General features: G+C 72.9%; 22 protein-coding genes. 6 read left to right on the forward strand and 16 right to left on the reverse strand.

The features are described 5' to 3' along the window. Window positions 1-71: 71 nt before the first annotated feature. The gene (gene dnaG, locus SFY69_03020) at window positions 72-1,970 is read right to left on the reverse strand and encodes a DNA primase (protein MDX2131009.1); all 1,899 of its coding nucleotides are present in this window, start codon (window positions 1,968-1,970) and stop codon (window positions 72-74) included. Window positions 1,971-2,150: 180 nt separating this feature from the next. Here dnaG and SFY69_03025 point away from each other — a divergent pair, with 180 nt between their 5' ends. The 5 genes from SFY69_03025 to clpX all read left to right on the forward strand — a co-directional run bounded on the left by SFY69_03025 (window position 2,151) and on the right by clpX (window position 5,776). Further along, entirely contained in the window at window positions 2,151-2,450 is a 300-nt protein-coding gene (locus SFY69_03025) for an acylphosphatase (GenBank protein ID MDX2131010.1), read from the forward strand. A 30-nt stretch (window positions 2,451-2,480) separates the two neighbouring features. Then, the gene (locus SFY69_03030; GenBank protein ID MDX2131011.1) at window positions 2,481-3,194 is read left to right on the forward strand and encodes an HAD hydrolase-like protein; all 714 of its coding nucleotides are present in this window, start codon (window positions 2,481-2,483) and stop codon (window positions 3,192-3,194) included. Window positions 3,195-3,268: 74 nt separating this feature from the next. Beyond that, entirely contained in the window at window positions 3,269-4,018 is a 750-nt protein-coding gene (locus SFY69_03035; protein MDX2131012.1) for a hypothetical protein, read from the forward strand. Further along, window positions 4,015-4,344 carry a hypothetical protein gene (locus SFY69_03040; protein MDX2131013.1) on the forward strand — a complete coding sequence of 110 codons (330 nt, stop codon included), beginning with the start codon at window positions 4,015-4,017 and terminating at the stop codon, window positions 4,342-4,344. Before SFY69_03035 ends, SFY69_03040 begins: the two co-directional genes overlap by 4 nt. A 106-nt stretch (window positions 4,345-4,450) precedes the next feature. Continuing rightward, on the forward strand, window positions 4,451-5,776 hold the full coding sequence (gene clpX, locus SFY69_03045; GenBank protein ID MDX2131014.1) for an ATP-dependent Clp protease ATP-binding subunit ClpX: 1,326 nt from the start codon (window positions 4,451-4,453) through the stop codon (window positions 5,774-5,776). On the opposite strand, the gene SFY69_03050 is transcribed toward clpX, so the two are convergent. From SFY69_03050 to lpxA, 7 genes are all read right to left on the reverse strand, one after another. Then, window positions 5,777-7,132, reverse strand: a complete 1,356-nt coding sequence (locus tag SFY69_03050; protein MDX2131015.1) for a hypothetical protein — start codon at window positions 7,130-7,132, stop codon at window positions 5,777-5,779. It lies immediately after the preceding gene. 11 nt (window positions 7,133-7,143) lie between these two features. Next, window positions 7,144-8,661, reverse strand: a complete 1,518-nt coding sequence (locus tag SFY69_03055; protein MDX2131016.1) for an AAA family ATPase — start codon at window positions 8,659-8,661, stop codon at window positions 7,144-7,146. Window positions 8,662-8,791: 130 nt separating this feature from the next. Then, entirely contained in the window at window positions 8,792-10,006 is a 1,215-nt protein-coding gene (locus tag SFY69_03060) for a 3-dehydroquinate synthase family protein (GenBank protein MDX2131017.1), read from the reverse strand. A gap of 29 nt (window positions 10,007-10,035) precedes the next feature. Further along, window positions 10,036-10,404, reverse strand: coding sequence for an aspartate 1-decarboxylase (gene panD, locus SFY69_03065; protein ID MDX2131018.1), 369 nt, complete (start codon window positions 10,402-10,404; stop codon window positions 10,036-10,038). 3 nt (window positions 10,405-10,407) lie between these two features. Further along, window positions 10,408-11,355, reverse strand: coding sequence for a ribosome silencing factor (gene rsfS / locus SFY69_03070; protein MDX2131019.1), 948 nt, complete (start codon window positions 11,353-11,355; stop codon window positions 10,408-10,410). Continuing rightward, window positions 11,348-12,175, reverse strand: a complete 828-nt coding sequence (locus SFY69_03075) for an MBL fold metallo-hydrolase (protein MDX2131020.1) — start codon at window positions 12,173-12,175, stop codon at window positions 11,348-11,350. The genes rsfS and SFY69_03075 overlap by 8 nt, the downstream gene beginning before the upstream one ends. 48 nt (window positions 12,176-12,223) lie before the next feature. Beyond that, window positions 12,224-13,051: an acyl-ACP--UDP-N-acetylglucosamine O-acyltransferase gene (gene lpxA, locus SFY69_03080; GenBank protein ID MDX2131021.1), complete on the reverse strand. Its 828-nt coding sequence runs from the start codon at window positions 13,049-13,051 to the stop codon at window positions 12,224-12,226. A gap of 36 nt (window positions 13,052-13,087) precedes the next feature. Here lpxA and lipB point away from each other — a divergent pair, with 36 nt between their 5' ends. Beyond that, entirely contained in the window at window positions 13,088-13,849 is a 762-nt protein-coding gene (lipB, locus tag SFY69_03085) for a lipoyl(octanoyl) transferase LipB (GenBank protein MDX2131022.1), read from the forward strand. Here lipB and SFY69_03090 read toward each other — a convergent pair. From SFY69_03090 to SFY69_03125, 8 genes are all read right to left on the reverse strand, one after another. Then, window positions 13,818-14,516, reverse strand: a complete 699-nt coding sequence (locus tag SFY69_03090) for an OmpH family outer membrane protein (protein ID MDX2131023.1) — start codon at window positions 14,514-14,516, stop codon at window positions 13,818-13,820. The two genes, lipB and SFY69_03090, sit on opposite strands and share 32 nt — an antisense overlap. A gap of 64 nt (window positions 14,517-14,580) precedes the next feature. Continuing rightward, window positions 14,581-15,105, reverse strand: coding sequence for a hypothetical protein (locus tag SFY69_03095; protein ID MDX2131024.1), 525 nt, complete (start codon window positions 15,103-15,105; stop codon window positions 14,581-14,583). Between the two features lie 75 nt (window positions 15,106-15,180). Then, complete coding sequence (locus SFY69_03100; protein ID MDX2131025.1) at window positions 15,181-16,356, reverse strand: saccharopine dehydrogenase C-terminal domain-containing protein; 1,176 nt, start codon at window positions 16,354-16,356, stop codon at window positions 15,181-15,183. 72 nt (window positions 16,357-16,428) lie between these two features. Continuing rightward, complete coding sequence (locus tag SFY69_03105) at window positions 16,429-16,920, reverse strand: hypothetical protein (protein ID MDX2131026.1); 492 nt, start codon at window positions 16,918-16,920, stop codon at window positions 16,429-16,431. Then, on the reverse strand, window positions 16,917-17,474 hold the full coding sequence (locus SFY69_03110; GenBank protein MDX2131027.1) for a sigma factor: 558 nt from the start codon (window positions 17,472-17,474) through the stop codon (window positions 16,917-16,919). The genes SFY69_03105 and SFY69_03110 overlap by 4 nt, the downstream gene beginning before the upstream one ends. A gap of 28 nt (window positions 17,475-17,502) precedes the next feature. After that, complete coding sequence (locus SFY69_03115; GenBank protein ID MDX2131028.1) at window positions 17,503-18,723, reverse strand: hypothetical protein; 1,221 nt, start codon at window positions 18,721-18,723, stop codon at window positions 17,503-17,505. Window positions 18,724-18,909: 186 nt separating this feature from the next. Further along, the gene (locus SFY69_03120; protein ID MDX2131029.1) at window positions 18,910-19,320 is read right to left on the reverse strand and encodes a hypothetical protein; all 411 of its coding nucleotides are present in this window, start codon (window positions 19,318-19,320) and stop codon (window positions 18,910-18,912) included. Between the two features lie 187 nt (window positions 19,321-19,507). Continuing rightward, window positions 19,508-21,511 carry a hypothetical protein gene (locus tag SFY69_03125; GenBank protein ID MDX2131030.1) on the reverse strand — a complete coding sequence of 668 codons (2,004 nt, stop codon included), beginning with the start codon at window positions 21,509-21,511 and terminating at the stop codon, window positions 19,508-19,510. Window positions 21,512-21,524 lie beyond the last annotated feature (13 nt).

The following is a 21,524-nucleotide window of genomic DNA, read 5'->3' on the forward strand; positions in this document are numbered from 1 at the left end:
TCCGGTCATCCTGCCGGCTGGGGCATTCTCTCCCGAACGTCCGCACGCTCCCGTCGCGCGGACGACGTCCCTCACCCGCCCGGGCGCGGGAGCACCCGCCGGTCCGCGCCCATCGCCGCCCGAGCGCGGCGTGTGGATTCCAAGAGTCGGATCGCCGCGTCCAGCGACGGATCCCTCGCCGCGTCACGCGCCGTGCCGTCGCCCGGCTTCACCTCGAAGTGTCCCGCCTCGACCGCAGCCCGCGCGCGGCACGAATCAAAGTGCCGGCGCAGCCGCTCGTCGTCGCCGTCGGTTTCGGCGTGCACGCGCGACATCAGCCCGACGACGGACGCCCGCACCAACGCATCCTCGGTCTGCCCGAGCACCGCGTTTGTGTCCGGTTCCACGCCGTTCTCGCCCAGACGCGAGATCGTTGCTGCGAGCACGCCCATCACCGGGGAACCATACGCCGCCGACACGACCAGCGCCCGCCCCGCCTCGTCCAGCGCCCCCCACAGGCTTCCGCGGCACAGGATGCACCCCAGCAGGTGCTCGGCGGCGGAAAGCGTGCCCCGCTGCAGGCGAGCCAGCTCGGTCTCCCCGCGTGCGGCGCTGTCCACGCCCGGCCCGGGCGTCGGGCCCCGGCGCGCGCTCCGCCCCGCCGGCATCACCGCCCGGACGACATCGAGCGTCAGCCCCGAGATCTCCGCGAGCCGGCGCTCGATGAGCGCGCGGCGCATCGGGTCGGCCTGCTCCCAGCCCATCTCCACCAGCTTGCCCATCTCTTCTTTCAGGCCCTTCTCCAGGGCCGACATCCCCGCCCCGCGCAGCCGGTCCCGCACCCGGTCGAACCGGTACTCCAGCAGGTCGCGCGAGGACGCGAGCACGCGCCGGAAGACCTCGGCCCCGCCGTCGCGCTTCAGCAGTTCGTCCGGGTCCTTCGCGTCCGTGGCGCTCCGCAGCGTGGCGATGCGCACGTCGATCGGCTCGCCGAAGAAGACCGGCACCGCCCGGTCGGCGGCCCGCTGCCCGGCGTCGTCACCGTCGAACAGCAGAATCACCGTATCGCACCGCGCACGCAGCTCGCGCGCGTGCGCGGGCGTCAGCGCCGTGCCGAGCGTCGCGACGGCGTGCTCGAACCCGTGCTGGTGGCAAGCGATCACGTCCGTGTACCCCTCGCACACGATCGCCGTGCGCGCACGCTGGATCGCCTGTCCGGCCAGGTGCAGCGCGTACAGCGTCGCGGACTTGTCGAACAGCGGGGTGTCGGGCGAGTTCAGGTACTTCGGCTCGTCCTCGTCCCGCAGCTTGCGGGCGCCGAACGCGATGGTCTGCCCGGCCTTGTTGTGGATCGGGAACATGAGCCGCCGGCGGAACAGGTCGTAGCACCCCTCGGCGCTCTCCCGCCTCTTGATGAGCCCCGCGCCCAGCAGCGACGCCTCGTCGACGCCCTTCTGGCGGGCACGCAGGATGAGCCCGTCCCAGCGGTCGGGCGAGGCGCCCAGCTCGAACCGCTCGACCATCGCCGGGCTGATGCCCCGGCGCGCGATCATCTCGCGCGCTTCGCGCCCGTGCTCGTGCTCGCGGAGAATCTGGCGGAAGAACCGGCTCGCCTCGGCGGAGGCGTCCAGCATCGTCCGGCGCGTCGGCTCCCCCGGCGCCGCGGCCTGCGCGGACGCCCTCGTCAGCGTGATGCCCGCGCGATCCGCGAGATACTCGAGCGCCTCGCGGAACGACATCGAGTCGGCCTTCATGACGAAGGAGATGACGTCGCCCGCCTCGCCGCACACGAAGCAGTGGTACATCTGCTTCGCGGGCACGACGTACATCGACGGGTTGTGGTCGTCGTGGAAGGGGCAGAGGCAGACGAACTCGCGCCCCTTCGGGCGCAACTGGACGCGCTCGCCGACGATCCGCACGATGTCGCTCGCGTCCTTGACGCGGTCGACGTCGCGCGTGTCGCGCAGCCCGGAGCGCCAGAGGTTCGCCACGTGTGTCGCTCCCCGGCGAGGCACCACGCGAGGCCCCGCCCGCGTCGTCCTGCCGCGACGTTCACCGTAGCACGCGCCGCGCCTGCGGCAACCAAAAGGCCGACATGGGCGCCCCAGGCCGCACCGAGCCGCGAGTTCTCGACCCGTCGGCCCGGGTTATCGCGGACGTACGATTCCCGCATGACCCACCGGGACGGCGGGAGCGGCAACCTGACGCGGGCGCGGGTGACCTATTCAGGCCGCGTCCAGGGCGTGGGGTTCCGGGCAACCGTTCGGTCGATCGCCTCGGGGCACCCGATCACGGGATGGGTGCGCAACGACCCCGCGGGCACGGTGACGCTCGAGGCGCAGGGGGCCGCGACGGACGTGGAGGGCTTCCTGGCCGCGGTGCGGGGCGGTGCGCCCGGGTACATCGCGTCCGAGCGCCGGGAGAACGCGGAACTCGCACCCGACGAATCGGGGTTCGAGATCCGCCGGTAGGGCCGCTCGCCCGGCGTAGGCTTGGCCCGCGTGCTCGTGCTCTTCGACATCGACCTCACGCTGCTCACGACCAACGGGGCGGGGATGCGCGCGATGGTCCGCGCGGGGGAGGCGCTCTTCGGCGGGGGTTTCCACGCCGAGGGCATCGCGTTCGCCGGGCGGCTGGACCCGCTGATCATCGCCGACCTGTTCCGTGCGAACGGCGTCGAGCCCGCGCCCGATGACGCGGCGCGATTCCGGGCGGCGTACGCCGCCGAGTTGGCGCGGGCGATGGCCCTTCCCGGCGCAGCCCGCGCGCTGCCGGGGGTGCACGACCTGCTGGGCGCGCTGCGGGCGCGCCGCCCCGGCGACGCGCGCCTGGCCCTGGGCGTGCTGACGGGGAACTTCGAGGAGACGGGCACGATGAAGCTGCACGCCGCGGGCATCGATGTCGGTCAGTTCGACGTGCGGGCGTGGGGAGACCAGTCGGTGTCGCGCCCGCCGGTGCGGTCGGACCTGGTGGTGTGCGGGATGCGCTCGTACGCGGCGGTGCGGGGCGCGTCGTGCGACGCGTCGCGCGTGGTGGTGGTGGGGGACACCGAGCACGACGTGGCGGCGGCGCGGGCGCACGGCTGCCGCGCGTTGGGCGTGGCGACCGGGCGGACGCCCGCCCCCGCGCTTGCCGAAGCGGGCGCGGACGTGGTGTTCGAGGACCTGTCGGACACTTCGCGCGTGCTGCGCGCGTTTGATGCGCTTGTCGGTTGATCGACGGGTGTCGCGGACACCGCTATGGTTCCCCTTGTGGTTGCGAGGCGCCCGACGGGCCGGAGCGTGCCGAGATGGCGGAGAGTTTTCGAGCGCTGTGCAACGATTTCTATGTGAACCTCAAGCTGAGCGTGCGGATGGAGCTTCCGCGCACGCGGGAGACGGTGCTCGACCTGTTCGAGCGCGTGCGTCGGCAGTTCCCGCACATGACCGGGTTCCGCAAGTTCAAGGACGAACTGGCCCTCGAGAGCCCGCAGGACCAGATGCCGCACCGCTGGCTCTCGATGCGCGCCACCTCGGTGCGTGCGGGCGTGGTGAACCCGCCGACCATGGAGGAGGGGTACTCGCTGCACTCGCAGGTCCTGGAGATCGCGCCCACGTACCTCTCCATCAGCCCGCTGGACGTGGACTACGTCGAACTGCTCTACGGATTTGATCTCGCGGCGAACGGCAACCACGACGCCATCGTGCAGGACGCGCTGATCCCCGGCTCGCCCCTGGCGGCCCTCATCGACATCCCCAACACCACGCCCATCGACTGCCAGCCGCTGATCGGCCTGGCGCTGGGCAAGCGGGGCGACGTCGAGGCGTACTTCGAGGTCAAGACGCGCCCCGGGCAGAACTCGGCGCGCGACATCGAGCCGGGCTCGGAGCCGATCAGCATCTACTGCACCCTGCGGAAGTTCGGCGGGCTGACGGAGACCAAGGAACTGCCCGAGATCCTCGCGAAGCTGGCGAAGACCGGGGAGGATCTGGTGGAGCACCGCGTCGTGCCGGGGCTGATCGTGCCGATCCGCGAGGCGATCGCCTCGGGCAACGCATGACCGGCGTGCTGACCAGCGCCGCGACCCCGCCCGCGCCGCGCGCCGAGGGGGTGGGCCCGCTGCTGCTGTGGCTGGGCGTGCTGATCGGCGTCGTGGTCGTGCTGGGCCTGGTCGTGGTGATCATCCGGCGGCGGACGCTGGCCTCGGACCGGTCGAACCAGGCGGAACGGACGCTGATGGAAGGGCTGCGCGAGCTGCGGGACAGCGGGAAGATGACCGAGGAGGAGTACGCCGCGGCCCGGCGGAGCATGGCGGCCCGCATGGCGGGGAAGCCCCGCCCGACGACCCGCGGGGACGATCGCCCCGAGCGGGACGCGCACGGGTGACCGACAGCCGATAACGGGCGTCCGTCGACGCGCGATGCAGACGTGGGCCTGACACGCCGATAGACTTGCGAGGTAGGCGCGGGAAGAACCGCGCGGCGAGGGATCCATGGCGAAGAACAAGCAGGACGGCGGCGACGTTCCCCCCACAACCACCGGCGACACGGGGGGAGCCGGGTTTCGCGCCCGCAAGGTGACGACGTGCTCGTTCTGCGGGAAGACCAGCCGCGAGGTCGGCCCGATGGTGGAGGGGCCGAACCAGGTCTACGTGTGCTCCTCGTGCGTGGACCTGTGCCAGAACATCTTCCGCCAGGAACGCCGGCGGGTGAGCTCGGCGACGACCTGGCTGCGCGAGGTGCCCGCGCCGCGCGAGATCAAGACGTACCTGGACCAGTACGTGATCGGGCAGGACCACGCGAAGCGGGCGCTGGCCGTCGCGGTGCACAACCACTACAAGCGTCTGCTGCACCTGGAATCCGCCGAGGCGGGGAGCGTCGAGCTCGACAAGAGCAACATCCTGCTGATCGGGGCGACGGGCTCTGGCAAGACGCTTCTGGCCCGCACGCTGGCGCGGATGCTGAAGGTGCCCTTCGCCATCGGCGACGCGACGACGCTGACCGAGGCCGGGTACGTGGGCGAAGACGTCGAGAACCTGCTGCTGAAGCTGCTGCAGAGCGCGGACTTTGACCTCGAGGCCGCCCAGCGGGGCATCATCTACGTCGACGAGATCGACAAGATCGGCAAGACGAGCAACAACGTGTCGATCACGCGCGATGTCTCGGGCGAGGGCGTGCAGCAGAGCCTGCTGAAGATGCTCGAAGGCACGGTGAGCAACGTGCCCCCGCAGGGCGGGCGCAAGCACCCCGAGCAGCAGTACATCCAGGTCGATACGTCGAACATCCTGTTCATCTGCGGCGGGACGTTCACCGGGCTGGAGGAGATCATCCGCCGGCGCCTGGGCAAGAGCCGCATCGGCTTCCACGACTCGCACTCCACCGCCGACGACGTGCGCGAGACACGCCGCGTGCTGCAGCAGGTCACGCCCGAGGACCTCGTCGACTACGGGATGATCCCCGAGTTCATCGGGCGACTGCCCGTGCTTGCGCCGCTCGAGCCGCTCACCGTCGACACGCTGGTCCACATCCTCACCGAGCCCAAGAACGCCATCGTGCGCCAGTACGAGCACCTCTTCGGGCTCGAGAACGCGAAGCTCTCGTTCACGCCCGCGGCCCTGCGGCGCATCGCCGAGAAGGCCCTGAAGCGCGACACCGGCGCCCGCGCGCTGCGCTCCGTGATGGAAGAGATCATGCTCGACCTCATGTTCGAGCTGCCCGAGCACCGCGCCGAGGGCGTCGAGTTCGTGATCGACGAGAGCGCGGTCGACCGGCGCCGCTCGCTCGCCGAGCTGCGCGTGGCTCGCAAGGAATCCGCGTAACTAGTTCAGCGGCGCGAACACCCACGCCCCGTGCGGCGCGCGCGTCGCGAGGTGCACGCGCACGCCCGTGTCGAGCAGCGGGCGGCATGCGCGTGCGTCGGTGGTGATGAGGTGCAGCGTGGCGCCGCGCGAGCGGACGTCGCGCAGCGACCCCGCGTGCGCCGCTTCCAGCAGCGGCGCGTGCGCGTCGGCCCACGCGGCCGCCGCCAGCAGCCCCCGCACCCCTGCCTCGTGCGACGCCTGCCCCTGGGCCACCAGGTGCAGCACGCCGGTCTGGTCGCACGCGAGCCAGACGCCCGGGGCCGCCGGGCACGCGGTGGAGAGCGGCGCAATCCCGAGGTGCTCGAGCACGGCGGATTCCGGCGCGGTGGCGTCGGCGGCGCGGGCGTGCGAAGCCGTCCCGGTTCGCCCGGGCGAGGCGTGCGCGGTCTCGGGCGCCGGCGGGGCGGGCGAGGCCAGCGTGGCCGATGGAGCGGATGCGGGTGCCAACGGGGGTGCCCCCGCGGGTGCGTCGGCCGCGCGTGCCGGGACGGCAGCGGCAGCGCGGCGCCGCGCGTCAGCACCGGTGATCATTCCCACCAGGGTGGCGACGTCGTGGGTCTCATCGGCCCGGAAGAGCAACTGCGTGGTGCACGCGCCGACCTTCGCGACGCGACAGCCGGTCTCGATGGGGCGCGACAGGAAGACAGACGTCGCGAGGGCGACCTTCTGCTCGGCGACGGCCGCCCGCTCGTCGTCAGCGCCCATGAGGCCCAGGCGGAAGGTGGGGGCGTGCTCGCGGCTGTCGGCGAGATCGACGAAGTTCTTGATCGTGCGATAGGTCGAGACGACGGCGGGGTCGTCGGCGCCGCAGAGCACGGTGAGCGAGTCGATGCCAGGGGTGAGCGCGAAGTCGGCCTCGCCGGTCTCATCGACGCGGAGCACCCAACGGGCGCACTGCGACGCGGCGGCGTCGACGGCCTGCGCGAGCGTGGTGCCCGCGGGCGAGTGGGCCCCGCCGATGCGCGACGACACGCGCGCCTCGCTCCCGCGCGGCATCACCAGGTCCAGGCGCGTCTGCCCGCCCTGCACGCGCAGCAGGGCGACGGGCGCGTGGGCCGCGTCGGCCTGCGACTTGGCGTACTGCGTGACCCACGCCGCCCCGAGCACGGGGAGATGCCCGAGCACGAGCCCCTCGATGTGCAGGGGGGCGGGTTCGGGCGCCGGGCGCTGCCGCGCGGGCGCGGGAGCCTCGTCGTTCACCAGGCGCAGCGGGACGGCGGGCGCGGGGTGCAGGAACAGGTCCGCGAGCGCGTCGCACTCAGACTCGCCCGCGCGGGCCGGCGCGTCCGGCAGGTCGGCAAAGGTGGGGTTCACGCCACGACTCCTCACGAGGCCCGGGCGGCGGCGTCGCTCACGACGATCACGCTGTCCGCCTCGCCGAACGGGTTGGGTTCGCAGTGGTTGTTGTGCGGGTCCGCCGACCACTGCCCGTCGATCACCAGCCGGTACCGGTGTGCGCCCGGCGGCAGGCGCAGGCACAGTTCGAACACGCCCAGGTCCGCGTTCAGGCTCATCGGGTGCGCGGTGGGCGACCAGTTGTTGAACGACCCCGCGACCGCCACCCGCTGCCCGCTCGTGCCCGGCTGCACGAACAGCACGCCCTGGTTCGTCACCCGCACGCCCAGCAGGCGGGCAGCATCCGGGCTGGGGCGGCGTACGGGCGTGGGAGCGTCGGGAACCAAACGCAGGACACTGCTCGCGCGCGGGGCATCCGCCACCATCGCGCCCGCCGTGCTTCCCGCGCTCGCGGGCGCCACGTCGGGCAAGGGAACGCCGCCGCGGAGACCCGACTCGGGCGCGGATTCGGCCAGCGCTTCGCCCGTCGCGGGCGCCGTGCGACCGCCGGTCGCCACCCGGCGCAGGAACTCCTGCGCGCGCCGTGCGACGTCCTCGGCGCGGCTCACCGGCTTGAGGTCGGGCGTGGATTGCTCGGCGCCCGGCTCCGGGTGGGCATCGGGGCCCGGCCGGGCGCCGGTCGCCAGCACGCGCGGGCTGACGGGCGGAACGTGGACCTCGGGCACGCCGCCGTCGTGCTCGGCGCCGTCGATCGCGTCGGGCTCGACGCGTCCTTCCAGGTGCTCGATGGCCCAGCGGGCGAGCGCGTTGTAGTCGTGCGCGCCGGGCGCGTGCGGGGCGTAGTCGACGATCGCCTGTCCGTGCGACGCCGCCTCGCGCAGCGCGACGTCGCGCCGGATGACGGGCGGGACGACCCGCCCCTTGAACCGGCGGTGCAGTTCGTCGAGCAGGTCGCCGGCGACGGCGTTGTCCGGGTCGTGGATGGTCGCGAGCACCCACACGGGCAGTTGCACGCCCAGCCGGCGCGACAGCGTCCGCACCGTGTTCACCTGGCGCGTCGCGCCCTGCAGCGAGAAGTAGCTCGTCTCGACCGGGATGAGCACCGTGTCCGACGCCGCCAGCGCGTTGTACGTGAGCAGCCCGATCGACGGCGGGCAGTCGATGCACACCACGTCGTAGTCGTGGCGGAACTCGTGCAGGACGCTCGCCAGCCGGCGCTCGCGGTCGGGCAGTTCCGCCAGCCCGCCCCGCGAGGCCTCCAGCCCGGCGAGCTTCATCCGGCTCGGGGCCAGGTCGAGGTTCCGCGCCACGCGCCACAGCAGGCGAGAGATGTCGAGCGGGCGCGACCCGGCACCCAGCATCGCGTCGCCGATGTCAAGCTCCAGCCGGCTCTCGGGGATGCCCAGCCCCGCGGCACAATGCGACTGCGGATCCATGTCGACCAGCAGCACCCGCCGCCCCCGGCGGGCCAGCATCGCGCCCAGGTTGATCGCGGTCGTCGTCTTCCCGCAACCGCCCTTCTGGTTGATGATTGCGATCGTCCGCATCGGGAGCCTCCGTGCCTTCCGGCCAGTCTCTCGAAGCGGCCAAAACCCAAGCCGCGCCGCCCGGCCTTCGGGCGGCACTGCGGATATCGGGCCTTGTGACTTTTGCGCTTGAAAGACCGTGAGACACCGTTCATGAAGAACGGATGGCGTCGAGCCCCGTGTCGACCGCCCCTGCGGGCGGGTCGACCACCACCCGGGCCCGCCCGATGCCGTTCGGAACCACCAGGCGCAGCGAGCCCGCACGGGCCTTCTTGTCGTGCGCCATGCGCGCTCGAACCGTCCCGTTGTCGGGCATTCCCCCGATGCGGGTGGGCAGGCCGACGAGCCCGAGCACGTCGCGCGACCAGCGCTCGACCTCCGCCCCGCACAGGCCGAGAGCGGCCCCCGCCGCCGACGCCGCGATGAGTCCGAGGCCCACCGCCTCGCCGTGCAGCAACTTCACCGGCCGTCCGTCGGGGTCGGCCAGCCCGTCGAGCGTCTCGATCGCGTGCCCGAAGGTGTGCCCGAGGTTCAGCAGCGCCCGCCCGCCGGCGTCGTCGGGCGCGAGTTCGCGCGGGTCGTGCAGCACCACCCCGGCCTTGAGCGTGACGTTGCGCGTCACGAGCTCGGCGAAGAGGTCGGTGCGAGAGGCCGCGTTGATCCCGCCCAGCGTCGGCGCGTGCGTGCGGATCCAGTCTGTCAGCCCCGCGTCCGGGCGCGGGGCGCTCGCGCCGAGCATCGCGTGCTTCACGCACTCGGCGAGGCCGGCCCGCAGTTCGCGCGCCGGCAATGTCGCGAGCGTGCGCAGGTCGATCACGACGAGCGCGGGATCGTGGAACACCCCGAGCATGTTCTTCGTGAGTAGGGTGCCCCCGCCGGGCGCGGGCACCCGGAGGTTGACGCCCGTCTTGCCGCCGATGCTGGCGTCGACCATGGCGAGCAAGGTGGTGGGGCACTGCACGAGGGGCACGCCCCGCCGGTAGATCCCCGCCGCGAACCCGGCGACGTCGCCCGTGATGCCCCCGCCCACGGCGACGACCGGGTCCCAGCGATCAAACCGGTGCTCGGCGAGCAGGGCGGCCAGTTTGAAGGCGGCGTCCGGCGACTTGTGCTCTTCGCCGGGCTCGAACGAGGCGTGCACGACCTCGAAGCCGGCGGCTCGCAGCGACGGGCAGGGGTCATGCCCCGCGCGGGCCGCCCCGGCGTCGAGCACGACGAACGCCCGGCGTGCCCCCGGCCCGACCGCGCCCCGCACCAGCGAGCCGAGCGACGCGACGAGCCCGTCGCCCACGACGACGTCGCCTGTCGCGTGACGTGCGGCGGGGTCGGCGCGCTCGCCCGCGCGGAGGCGTGAGTGGATGTGCACGAGGACCCCCCGCGCCCGCCCTGCGGCGCTCAGTGATCGTACCGGACGACCTCGCGCACGGCGTTCTTCTCGCCCATGATGAGCACGCGCGGGCGGTGCGACGCGTACTCGTCGTCGGTCATGAGCGCGAAGTGCATGATGATGACGAGGTCGCCGGGCTCGACGAGGCGCGCCGCCGCCCCGTTCACCTCGATGGCGCCCGACCCGCGTGCGCCCTTGAAGATGTACGTCTCGAAGCGTTCGCCGGAGCGGCAGTTGGTGACGAGCACCTTGTCGTTGACGCGCATGCCGCAGCGGTCGAGCAGATCGGCGTCGATGGTGATGGAGCCGATGTAGTCGGGCAGGGCCGCGGTGACGGTGGCGCGGTGGACTTTGCTGTGGAGGACTTCACGGAGCATCGGCTAGGCGGTCTCCCGTGCCCGGACGCGCAGCCCCGCGCGGTCGCGGGGCATCTGGTCGGGGCGTTCCCACTCGACGCGGGGCGCATCGCCCCAGAGCATCTCGAGGTCGTAGTGCGAGCGCGTGTTGGGCTCGAAGAGGTGCACCACGACGTCCACGCAGTCCATGAGCAGCCAGCGCCCGCCCTGGTCGGCGTCGCTGCGCCACGCCCGGTATCCCCGCGCGGCGCCCAGGTCCTCGGCGTGCTTCAGCACCGATCGCATCTGCCGGTCCGACGTGCCCGAGCCGATCACGATGTAATCCGTCACCGGGCTGGCCGACCGAACGTCGAGCACCACGATCTCCGTGCACTTGTCGTCGTGCAGCAGGCGGGCCGTCTCGATCGCGAACTCGCGCGCCGAGTCGCCCGCGCCGGCCGCGGCCGGGTCTGCGCCCGACGCCACGCGCGCGGGCAGGGGGCGATCGGGCGCGTCAAGGTTCAGCGCCTGAAGGTCGGGCGCGTCGGAGTCCGCGCCGGTGAGAGTCGGCCCGTCAAGTTCCGGCCCGGTGAGTTCCGGCCCGTCAAGTTCCGGCGCGTCGTGTTCGAGCCGCTCGGCGGCGCGTGCGGCATCGCGCGCGGAGGCCTTGCGCGCCCGCGGCTTCGCGGGCGTCGTTGCGCCCGACTTCGCCGGGCGCTTCGCCGGCGCCTTCTTGTTCGGCGCTTTCTTGTTCGGCGCCGTCGTGTCGGAGGCCTTGCCACTCGCCGCCGAGCCGCGTGCCGCGGGGGCGGCCTTCGGCTTCGGCGCGGGGCGAGCCGCGCCGCCGACCTTCTTCTTCGTCGGGCGCGAGGTCGGGCCCGGGGCGGCGGGCTTCTTGCCCGTCTTCTTGCGGGCCCCCGTCGTCGCACCGGATTTCTGGGAGGTGGCACGGGCGCGAGCAGCACCCGTCTTCTTCGTTCGTCCGTCAGCCATGCGGGGCAAGCGTAGGCGGCGCGCGGTGCGGCACCGGGTCGCCCACGCGCACCCACGCCGACGGCGCGTGCTGCGATGTCACCGTCACCGGCGTCGGGCTCGACAGATGGGCCGCCCGCGCCAGGTGGGGCGTGTTGCACTGGCGAGACAGGTGCAGCAGCACGCGCGCGCCGCGCGGGTCGATCCGCGACGCGGCGTCCGCCGACTCCTCGTTGCTCAGGTGCCCGCGACCGCCCGTGATGCGCCGCTTCAGGAACTGCGGGCGGTCCGACGACGCCTGCATGCGCGGGCAGTAGTTCGATTCGATGCCCAGCACGTCGACGCCCGCGAAGAGCGAGACGAGTTCGTCCGGCACGCGTCCCAGGTCCGTCGCCCAGCCGAGCGACCCCAGCCCGGGCGCGTCGAGCCGATACGCCGCGACGCCCAGTTCGTCGTGCTCGCCCAGCACCGCGCGCACGCGCAGCCCGCAGACGTCGAGATCGGCGTCGATGACGCGCGCGCGTCCGTAGAGCGCGCCCTCGCGTCCGGCCCGCCCGCGATGGGACGCGTGCACGATCATCTCGCACCCGCCCGGGAGGGCGTTCGCCCAGCCGGCGTTCCAGTGGTCGTGATCCAGGTGCGTCAGCAGGATCGCCGCGATCGGCACGCCCGACAGCCCCGACTCGGCCAGCAGCGCACGCGTCCGGCGCGGGCTGAGCCCCGCGTCGAGCAGCACGAGGCGCGCCCCGCCCGGGCACGGCACGCGCAGCACCGCGCAGTTGCCTCCTGAGCCGCTCGCCAGCACGCGGAGCATCAGGGCGTCGGACGGCTCGTCGAGCACGGGGGTCACACTCCGCTGGGGCGCACGAGGCGCACCGCCGGACACGGTCTAGCCCGCGTCGTCCTCGTCCTCGCCAACCTTCGATGACGCCACGATGCCGCGCTTGCTCGCCGCGACGAACTCGGCCATTTCCATCGCCGGCGGACAGTCGGCGCCGATCGTGCGGAGGACCTCGATCTGCTCGGCGCGCGGGCGCGGCACGCGGAACGCCTCGCGGTACGCCTCGCGCAGCAGCGTGATGTGCGGACGCGGGAAGCCAGCCCGGCGCAGGCCCACCGCGTTGATCCCCCACATCAGGTTGCGCTCCGCCGCGATGACGAACGGCGGGACATCGCGCGATATCGCCGTCAACCCTGACACGAACGCGAACCGTCCGATGCGACAGAACTGATGGATCGCGCTCGCCCCGCCCACCGTCACCCGATCCGCCAGGTGCACATGCCCCGCCAGCAGCACGTTGTTCACCAGCACCACGTCGTTGCCGACCTGCACGTCGTGCCCCGCGTGGCTGCCCGCCATGAAGAAGCACCGGTCGCCCACCGAGGTCGGCGGGCCCGCCTCGGGCGGCTTGCTCGCCGCGTGGATCGTCACGTGCTCGCGCAGGATCGTGTCCGCCCCGATCGAGACGCCCGCCGTCGCCATGCCCAGCGTGAACTTGACGTCCTGCGGCGGGAACCCGAGGCACACCCCGGGGTAGATCGTCGTCCGCGGGCCCACCCGCACCGGGCCCTGCATGTACACCATGCCCATCAGGCGCACGCCCTCGGCGAGACGAACCTCGCCCCGCAGCACGCACCCCGGCCCGATCTCGACCCCCGGACCGATCTCGCACGCTGGGTCGATGATCGCGCTGGGGTGAATGCTCGTCACAGACATGAGCGCGGAGTGTACCCCGCGCCGCTAGCATCCGGCGTGTCGGATCGCTCCCCCGCCCTGCATGTCGAGCACCTGGGACGCCTGGCCTACGCACCGGCGTACGAGGCGCAGCGGGAGAGGCTCGAGCGTGTGCTCGCCGCCCGCGAGGCAGCCGACGCGCCCCTGGCCGGCTTCATCCTCACCGTCGAGCACGACCCCGTCGTCACCATCTCGCGCCGACCGGGCGCCCGCGACCATCTCCTCGCCTCTCCCGATCTGCTCGCCCGGCACGGCGTCTCGATCGAGGAAACCGACCGGGGCGGGGACATCACCTACCACGGCCCGGGCCAACTCGTCGTCTACCCCGTCCTCGACCTCACCCTGCTCAACCTGGGCCTGCACAACTACATGCGCCTGCTCGAAACCAGCGTCATCGACACCTGCGCCGCCTTCGGCGTCGCCACCGCCCAAGACCCCGGCGCCACCGGCGTCTGGACCCTGCGCGACGGCGCCCCGCACGCCAAGATCGCCGCCATGGGCGTGCGCGTCCGGCGATGGATCAGCATGCACGGCCTGGCGCTGAACGTGCGGACCAACCTCGACCACTTCGCGCTGATCGTTCCGTGCGGGCTGGCAGGACGCCCGGTCACGACCCTGCACCGCGAACTCGGCGAGCGGTGCCCGCCGGACGACGCGGTGCGCGACGTGCTCGTCGAGAATCTGCGCACGCGGGTTCGGGACGCCTTCGCCCGCGCGCACGAGGCGCGTCAGGCCGCGGCCGACGCGTCTATCGACCTTGGCCCGGAGCGCCCGGCGTAGCGCCGGCGTCGCCCGGCGCGGGGGTGGCCTTCGTCACGGGGGGCAGCAGCAGCGCGGTGGCCACGCGGTCCGTCAGATCATCGCCCTGGTCGCCCCGAACGAGCGGGCGGGCGAGCAGTTCCTGCAGCGTTCCGCCGAGCGTCTCGGCACGCACGGGCGTGCCGGGCGCGCGCGTCGCGATGACGTGCGAATAGCCCAGCTCCCGGGCAGTCCGGTCCGTCGCGGCGATCACCGCCTGGTAGGCCTCCGCGGCCTGGGTGGAGCGGAAGATCTGGTCCTGACGGACCGCGTCCTGGTTCTTCTCCTGCAGTTGCTGCTGCTTGGCGCCGAAGGCCTTCTCGATCTCAGCCCGCTCGGGGTTGTCGGGCGCGAGCGACTGGTACCGCGCGGACAGGGCCTGCAACTCCTGCTGGAGCGGCTCGAGCGTCTTGTTCAGCGTCTGCACCTGCGTCTGGTGCGCGCTCGTGTAGCGGTCCGTCGCCATCATGCGATCGACCAGCCCGAGCACGTCGGCGGTGGCGATGCGCACCTGCCCCGACGGCGCGGCGCCCGAGTTCTGGGCCGTGGCCGTGGATGGCACGTGCGCGGAGAGCCCCAGCCCGATGGCCGCGACGATCCCCGCGTAGATGGCCAGACGCTCCGCACGCTGCACGATCGACGAGCTCATGGGTCGGTCCTCCCGCCTTGTGGTTCATTCCAGTACAGGGCGGGAGTGTACGCGACGGGCGCCCCTACCCGCGGCGTGCCTCGGCCAGGCGCCCGGGTGCGCCCACGCGCCGTACGACGGGTTCCTCGCGCGCGGGCGGATTCCACGCCGCCACGATCAGCATCGCGCCCGCGGCGAGCGCGATGAGCGCGTTGCCCTGCCCCATCATGTTCAGGAGGAGCGGCGACGAGAGCAGCACCATGCCCACGATGCGGACGCGCCACCGCCAGGGCGACGGCGCGGACGGCGCGTCGGCGACGCGTGCCGCCGTCTCGTCCTCGGGCAGCCCGACGTCCACCGTGCTCCAGTCGATGGCCCGCGACGCCCGGCGGGCGCGGTGCAGGGCCTCGTCGGCCACCGCCGCGTCATCGCGCCGCACCATCACCTTCACCGCGTTCGCGATGCCGCCCTCCCAGGCGATGCCCTGCGCCGCCGCGGCGAAGACGTGCGTGGCGATTCCCTCGGCCTCGAGTGCACCGGCGATGGCCCGGGCCTCGAACTCGGTACGGGTCGTGGTGAGGAGGACGAGCTGGTTCGGGTCGGATGCCATGAGAGTCCCGGAAAGCAACCTACGTGCCCGCCCGGACCGGGGTGCGGTGCCGCACGCACCATTTCGGATGCGCCCTCAGGTTCCCCACGTGACAGCGCCTGCCGCTTCGGCAGCGGCGGACTCGGAAAAGACGTAGCGCATGCCCCTGGTTTCCAGGTGCGCGAGCAGTTCCCGAACAAGGTCCGGGAACGCCGCCAGCCGCTCCGGCGGGTTCACGCCGGGGCTCGCGAACCGCCCCGACGCGATGAGCGACGCGACGATCGTGCACGGGAACGCCGTCGAGCGCGCCATGCTCGTTGCGCGGGTGGGGCGGTGGTAGAAGTCGAGCAGGTCCCACCGCAGCGTGACGCGCTCGCGCCCGCGCATACCCCGTGCCGTCACCCGCATCACCGTCAGGTCTTCCTCCCCGGGCCCGTACGTCCACTTGGGGAACAGCAGCGCACTCGTGAGTTCTCGCGGCACGACCCGCACGCCCCGCACCTCGACCGGCGTCTCGTCGAACAGCCCCGTTTCGCGCATCACCCGCATCAGCTCGATGTGCCCGGGGTAGCGCAGCGTCTTCTCCTTCATGAAGGGCACGCTCAGCGAGCGGCACAGGCTCCGCAGCCCGTCGGTGTTGAACGCCTCCAGCGTGCCCACGCCCTCAAAGTCCATGAGTTCCGGCTCGCTCAGCGCCGGGCGAACGACGACCGCCCCGTGCTCGACCAGGCGCGCGGGCCTCGTGTATTCCTCGATGACATCCGCGGGCGAGAACGCCGCCTTGTACTCGTAGGGCCACGTGCGCACGCGGGGCAGCCCGCCCACGTAGATCTCGATCGCCTCGCAGGGCGAGAGCATGGAGGCGCCGTACGCCGCCAGGATGTGGCTCATGCCCGGCGCGACGCCGCAGTCCGTCACGACGGTGACGCCCCGGTCCTTCGCGAGCGCGTCCAGTTCGGTGAAGTCCTCGCCCATGAACGAGATGTCGGCGTAGGGCTTGCCAGCGTCGATCACGGCGCGCAGCGCCCGGAAGCCGATGCGGCTGGAGAGCGCGCCCAGCACGACATCGAACGGCTCCACCACCCGGCGGACATTCGACGCGTCCGACAGGTCGGCGAGGATCGCGCGTACCCGTCCGCCCGCGCGGGCAGATGCGGCGTCGAGGTTCTCACGCCGGACGTCGGCGATCGCCGTGTCGAACCCCTGGGCCGCCATGTCCGCCGCCATGACGGACCCGACCATGCCCGCCCCGAGAACGATCGCGCTCGCCATGCCAGCCTCCTCCCCGGCGCTCCGGGCAGGCATGGTATCGGCGGGCGTTCGGCGGGCCCTGCTGCTGGCGCGCTACCGGAAGGCCACGCGGGGCAGCTCGCCTTCCCACGTCGCACGCCCGTCGATCCGCACGACGCCAACAGGCTCGTGCGCCCTCCCCATGACGAGCGCGAACTGATCGTCGTCGATGAACTGCACGGGCGGGGCGAACCGCGCCGGCGCCAGGCGCGACACGATCATCGGGTCCGTGCCGACCTCGATCACGCGCGTGCGGTGCGCCGTCGCGGCCACGGCGGCCTCGTGCTCCCGCGCGGCGGCGGACGCCTCGGCGCCCGCGTTGTGCTCGATCCCGAACACGACCTCGGCCCGCGACGCCCCGGCCGAGCCCGCCGACCGAGCCAGCAGCACCCACCCGGCGCACAGGGCGAGCGCCATCGCGCAGGCGCCAGCCCCGCGGGCGAGGCGTCGGCGCCGGCCGCGTGCTTCGACAACCGACCGCAGCGCCGCGAGGTCGCCCTCGCGCCGCGCCCGGGCCGTTGGCGTCAGGTCGTCGTGCAAGTTCACAGCATTCTCCTTCGTGCGGCGTCGCGCAGTCGCGCCATCGCGCGCCGGACGCGTCCCGTGGCGGCTCCCTCCGACACGCCCGAGGCGAGCCCCGCCTCGCGCAGCGTCGCCCCGCGCACGACCGCCGCGTGCAGCAGGTCGAAGTCGGTCATGTCCAGCCCGCCGCACCATCGGCGCAGCCATTCGCCATCGTCGTGGTCGCCCGCGGGAGCGGCGGCGTGCGTCCCCCCGGGCATGGCCGCGGCTCGTTCGCGCCGCGCGCGCCGCGCGTCGCGCCGGAGCGCGTCGACGCACGCGCTGAGCGTGCACCGCCCGAACCAGGCGCCCAGGGCGCGCTCGTCGGGGAGCACGGGGATCGACCGGGCCGCCCGCAGCATGACGTCCTGCGCGATGTCGAGACAGAACGACTCGTCCCGCCGGGTGCAGGCCCGCGCCAGGCCCACGACGCGCGCGTACCACGCGCGATAGACGCGCTCGAACGCGTCGGCGTCGCCCGCGCGGATGCGCTCGGTGAGCATCCGCACGACCGCGGGATCGTGCGGGGTCGCCGCCATCGCCGGCACGCGGGGCATCCGTGGCGCGCTAGCGCCCGCCGGTGGGCGCGGGGCGGACATCGGGCTTGGCCAGGCCGCGGGCACGGGCAACCTCCTCGGCGATCGAGACCAGCATCTGAACGGTACTCCCCGCGCCCTCGATGCGCAGGCCCCCGCCCCCGGCCGGCGCGACGGTGGCGCCCATGGCCCGCCCCGCCGACGTGAGCACGGAGGCGAGTTCCTCCGCCGGCTTTGCCTCCCACCCGGGCATCGCGATCGTGACGACGCCCGGGCCCTCGGTGCGCTCGCGCTGCATGAGCGCGAACAGTTCCGCGGCCTGCATCTGTTCGATCTCCGCCGCCTGCGCGCCGAGCTCCGCCTCGAGGAGTTTCGACCGGACCTCCTGCACGGCGGGTTCGTCCACCGCGCCCGCCGCCCACTTCTGCTCCAGCCGATCGTGCATCGCCCGCAAGAGCCTGACGCGCTCCGTCGCTTTGTGTGTCTCGAGTTCGGCCTTCTGCAGCATCGCCCGGCGCTCGATGAGCTGCGCCTCCGGATGCTCCTGGGCCCGTGCCTCCGCCCGGCGGCGTTCCATGTCCTCGCGCATCCGGCCGACGCACTCCTGGGCGGCGTGCAACTGCTCGGGCGTGCCGCGGATGATCAGCAGCCCGGTCTCCGCGTGGAACTTCATCTCCGCGGGCTCGCCGGGCGCGAGGTCGAGCGCGGTCTGCACGCCCGTCAGTGCCGCCTCGACCCGCAGCGCCCCGGCGCCGTCGGTGACGGGGCGCAGCGACAGCACCTCCATCCGCAGGTCCGGCGCGTTCCGGGAGTTCGCCGGCGGCTGGCCGAGGCCGCCCGTGCGGATGGGAACGGAGTAGTCGACCCCGTACAACTCGTCCCCGCCGTCGTCGAGCAGTCGGATGCGCAGCTCGCCATCCGCGGTGCCCGCCGCGGAGTGCATGGCGTACACCGCGCTGCCGAGCGAGACGTCTCGCAGCGAGATGGGCGCAAGCCGCACCCGGGCGGCCTCCATCGACACCACGATGTTGGTGCCCCGGCCGGGCTTGGACTGACGCAGCAACTCGACGTAGTCGGCGACCGCGCCGCCGGGGAAGTTCACCGTGTACAGGCGCTCGGGATCAGCGGCGGGAAGAGCGCCCGCCCCCGGCGTTGCCGGAGTGCCTGGAGCGCGCTGCGCGAGCGCGGGGAGCGAGAGGGCCGGGACCAGGCCGCACACGGCGGCGAGCGTCAAGGCGCGAGAGGTTCGCATGGTGGTCTTCTCCGTGTCGCCGTCGAAGGGCGTGCGAGAAGGACGTCACCGAGGTCGCGATCCGGCGCACAAAAACAAGAACACCCCGGCGCGGGCCGGGGTGCGAGGATGATCGATGCAGAAATCGAGCTCGTTTCGGCGGGGGCGGGGGGCCCGCACCCGCGAGGTCTACTCGGAGGCCGCGGGTTAGGGGCAGGGCGAGCCGGCGACGACCTGCGTCAGCGCCTCGATGTCGTCCTGGTCGACGTTGCCGTCCTGGTTGAAATCGGGGTCCGTACAGATGCAGGAGCCTTCTCCCGCGACCGCCTGCACGAGGCAGGCGACGTCGTCCTGGTCGACGTTGCCGTCGCAGTTGACGTCGGGGTCGCACGGCGCCGGCCCGCCGTTGGAGCCGCCGACCCAGAACCCGCCGGTGAGCGTGAACGACCCGCCGGACATCACGCCCGCGTCGGGCTGGCCGATGGTGCCGGAGAGGACGAACGACGCGCCGGAGGAGGTTCCCCCGCCGCCGTCGATCGTGTACCAGTCGATGGTGGGCTGGGCCGAGGCGATCGAGCCGGTCACCAGGGCGAGCGCAGCAATAGCGGTACGGGCCATAGAGACTCCTTCACACGACGGGGTGCATGGTCGCACGAGCGAGCAGTTCCGTCAAGAACACAAGCGTGTTTCCGGGGTGGCGCAACCAAAATCGCGGGTCAAAATAACGAAAATCTTGCGTACCCCCCGTACGCCGCCCGTGGCGTCTTCGGAACGTCGGGGCCCGGCGACGCGGCGGCCCGCGACGTCAGGGGTTGAACGGCATGATGAGGATCGTGCCGGTGCCGTTCAGCAGGGCGTTGGCCGACGTGGTCGACGTCCAGGTGGGCGAGGGCCAGCCCGTGGAGCTCGCCCGCCCGCCGCGAACGTAGCTCGCGCCGATCGTGTAGCTGCCGGTGGTGGTGGCGGTAAAGACAGCCTGGCGCGAGACCGAGTTCATGCGCCCCTGCGTCCACAGCATGGTCTTCTCGATGCCGCCGATCTGCACCGGCGACACATCGCCCGGGCCTTGAATGGCGACGGCGAAGCCCTCGACGCCGCCGCTGTTCGCGTTCGTGGCCCCCAGGCCGCAGGTCACGATGACGAGCACCGTCTGCCCGGCGTTGAGATTCACCGACGTCGAAAGCGTGCCGGTGGACGTCGCCGCGTCGTGGGCCGTCGCGGTGGGAAGGAACTTCACGGTGCTCGTCGAGCCGTCAAGCGTGCCCCACAGTTGATCCGCGACAAACGCGGGCGTGCCCAACGCCGAGGGGCCCTGCGGACCTTGCGGCCCAGCGGGGCCGGCCGGTCCGACATCGCCTTGCGGCCCAGCGGGGCCGGCCGGTCCGATCGCGCCCTGCGGCCCCTGCGGTCCCGGCGCGCCGTCCAAGCCCGCCGGTCCCGCCGGCCCAGCAGGCCCAGTCTCACCTTGCGGCCCTTGCGGCCCAGGCGCGCCGTCCAAGCCCGCGGGCCCGGTAGGCCCAGCCGGCCCGATCTCGCCTTGCGGCCCTTGCGGGCCGGCCGCGCCGTCCACGCCAGCGGGGCCAGCACGCCCAGCGGGCCCCGCGCGCCCGATCTCGCCGTGCGGTCCAGCCGGCCCAGCGGGCCCAATCTCACCTTGCGGCCCTTGCGGGCCGGGCGCCCCGTCCAAGCCCGCGGGTCCGGCAGGCCCAGCGGGCCCGATCTCACCCTGCGGCCCTCGCGGCCCCGTCGCGCCGTCCATGCCCGCAGGTCCGGCGGGGCCTTGCGGCCCGGCAACCTGTGCCGTGTACTGCGTCGTGCCGTCGGGATACCGAAGCCCGACGACGCCCGGCGTGCCCTGAATCTGCAGCGTGCCGATCGACCGGACGCCGAAGCCGTTCGGGCTGTTCGTCTGCCCGACGATGCCGACCGATGTGCCCGACAGCGACGACGCCAGCCCGTACATCCCCACGCCGGTCGGGCTGACGACCTCCCCGAGCACGCCGGTGGCAAACCCCGTCGCCGCGACCGAGCGCCCCTGAATGCCCGTGCCGTCCACCGCGGTCGTCGTCGAGTTCAGCGCGACGAACTGCGGCGTCAGGATGGTGATCAGTTCCAGCGCGCCCGGCGTCGAAGTGCCGATGCCGATCTTGCCCGCCGTGTAGTACGCGGTCGTCCCGTTCAGCGACCAGGGCGACGCGCCGGCCGGGCCCTGCGGGCCGGCTGGTCCCTGCGGGCCGGTCGGTCCTTGCGGGCCGGCTGGTCCCACCGCGCCGTCCATTCCGGCCGGACCCTGCGGCCCGGCGGGCCCTTGCGGGCCGGGCGCCCCCGGCGCGCCGTCCGTGCCCGCGGGCCCCTGCGGTCCGGCCGGCCCCTGCGGGCCCGCAACGCCGTTCAGCGCGTACAGCGCGTACGGCGTGGCCGTCATCGGCGTGCGGGGCGCGAGCGTCGTGAACGCGCCGGCGCCGGGCGGCACGCGCACGCTGATCTCCAGGAACCGCTGCTGTCCGGCGAACGCCCCCGCGCCAAAGTCCAGCACGACGCTGAACTGTCCGCCCGTGATCGGCGTGTTCGAGAGCGCCAGCGTCGGCCCGATCTGCCCGCCGCCTCCCGATGCGTCGAACAGCCGGAACTCCAGGTCCGCGTTCCCGGTGAACGCCACGCCGTCGCTGCGGAGCTCGCCCTGGTACGTGAACTCGCTCGTCAGCGCGCCCTGCGCCGACGCGCGAGGCATGAGCGACGCCGGGCCGGCCAAGACCACCGCGAGGCCGGCGGCAACGAGCAAACTACGAACCCTGGTGCGGATCGCCATCCCGTTTCTCTCC

This window comes from Planctomycetota bacterium, from assembly GCA_033763975.1.
Lineage (GTDB): Bacteria > Planctomycetota > Phycisphaerae > Phycisphaerales > UBA1924 > RI-211.

What these genes read in the sequence shown, in the direction of transcription:
- SFY69_03025 (MDX2131010.1), top strand. Translation starts at nt 2,151, where the DNA reads ATGACCCACCGGGACGGCGGGAGCGGCAACCTGACGCGGGCGCGGGTG.
- SFY69_03035 (MDX2131012.1), top strand. Translation starts at nt 3,269, where the DNA reads ATGGCGGAGAGTTTTCGAGCGCTGTGCAACGATTTCTATGTGAACCTC.
- SFY69_03040 (MDX2131013.1), top strand. Translation starts at nt 4,015, where the DNA reads ATGACCGGCGTGCTGACCAGCGCCGCGACCCCGCCCGCGCCGCGCGCC.
- clpX (MDX2131014.1), top strand. Translation starts at nt 4,451, where the DNA reads ATGGCGAAGAACAAGCAGGACGGCGGCGACGTTCCCCCCACAACCACC.
- SFY69_03055 (MDX2131016.1), bottom strand. Translation starts at nt 8,661, where the DNA reads ATGCGGACGATCGCAATCATCAACCAGAAGGGCGGTTGCGGGAAGACG.
- panD (MDX2131018.1), bottom strand. Translation starts at nt 10,404, where the DNA reads ATGCTCCGTGAAGTCCTCCACAGCAAAGTCCACCGCGCCACCGTCACC.
- rsfS (MDX2131019.1), bottom strand. Translation starts at nt 11,355, where the DNA reads ATGGCTGACGGACGAACGAAGAAGACGGGTGCTGCTCGCGCCCGTGCC.
- lpxA (MDX2131021.1), bottom strand. Translation starts at nt 13,051, where the DNA reads ATGTCTGTGACGAGCATTCACCCCAGCGCGATCATCGACCCAGCGTGC.
- SFY69_03090 (MDX2131023.1), bottom strand. Translation starts at nt 14,516, where the DNA reads ATGAGCTCGTCGATCGTGCAGCGTGCGGAGCGTCTGGCCATCTACGCG.
- SFY69_03095 (MDX2131024.1), bottom strand. Translation starts at nt 15,105, where the DNA reads ATGGCATCCGACCCGAACCAGCTCGTCCTCCTCACCACGACCCGTACC.
- SFY69_03100 (MDX2131025.1), bottom strand. Translation starts at nt 16,356, where the DNA reads ATGGCGAGCGCGATCGTTCTCGGGGCGGGCATGGTCGGGTCCGTCATG.
- SFY69_03110 (MDX2131027.1), bottom strand. Translation starts at nt 17,474, where the DNA reads ATGGCGGCGACCCCGCACGATCCCGCGGTCGTGCGGATGCTCACCGAG.
- SFY69_03115 (MDX2131028.1), bottom strand. Translation starts at nt 18,723, where the DNA reads ATGCGAACCTCTCGCGCCTTGACGCTCGCCGCCGTGTGCGGCCTGGTC.
- SFY69_03120 (MDX2131029.1), bottom strand. Translation starts at nt 19,320, where the DNA reads ATGGCCCGTACCGCTATTGCTGCGCTCGCCCTGGTGACCGGCTCGATC.
- SFY69_03125 (MDX2131030.1), bottom strand. Translation starts at nt 21,511, where the DNA reads ATGGCGATCCGCACCAGGGTTCGTAGTTTGCTCGTTGCCGCCGGCCTC.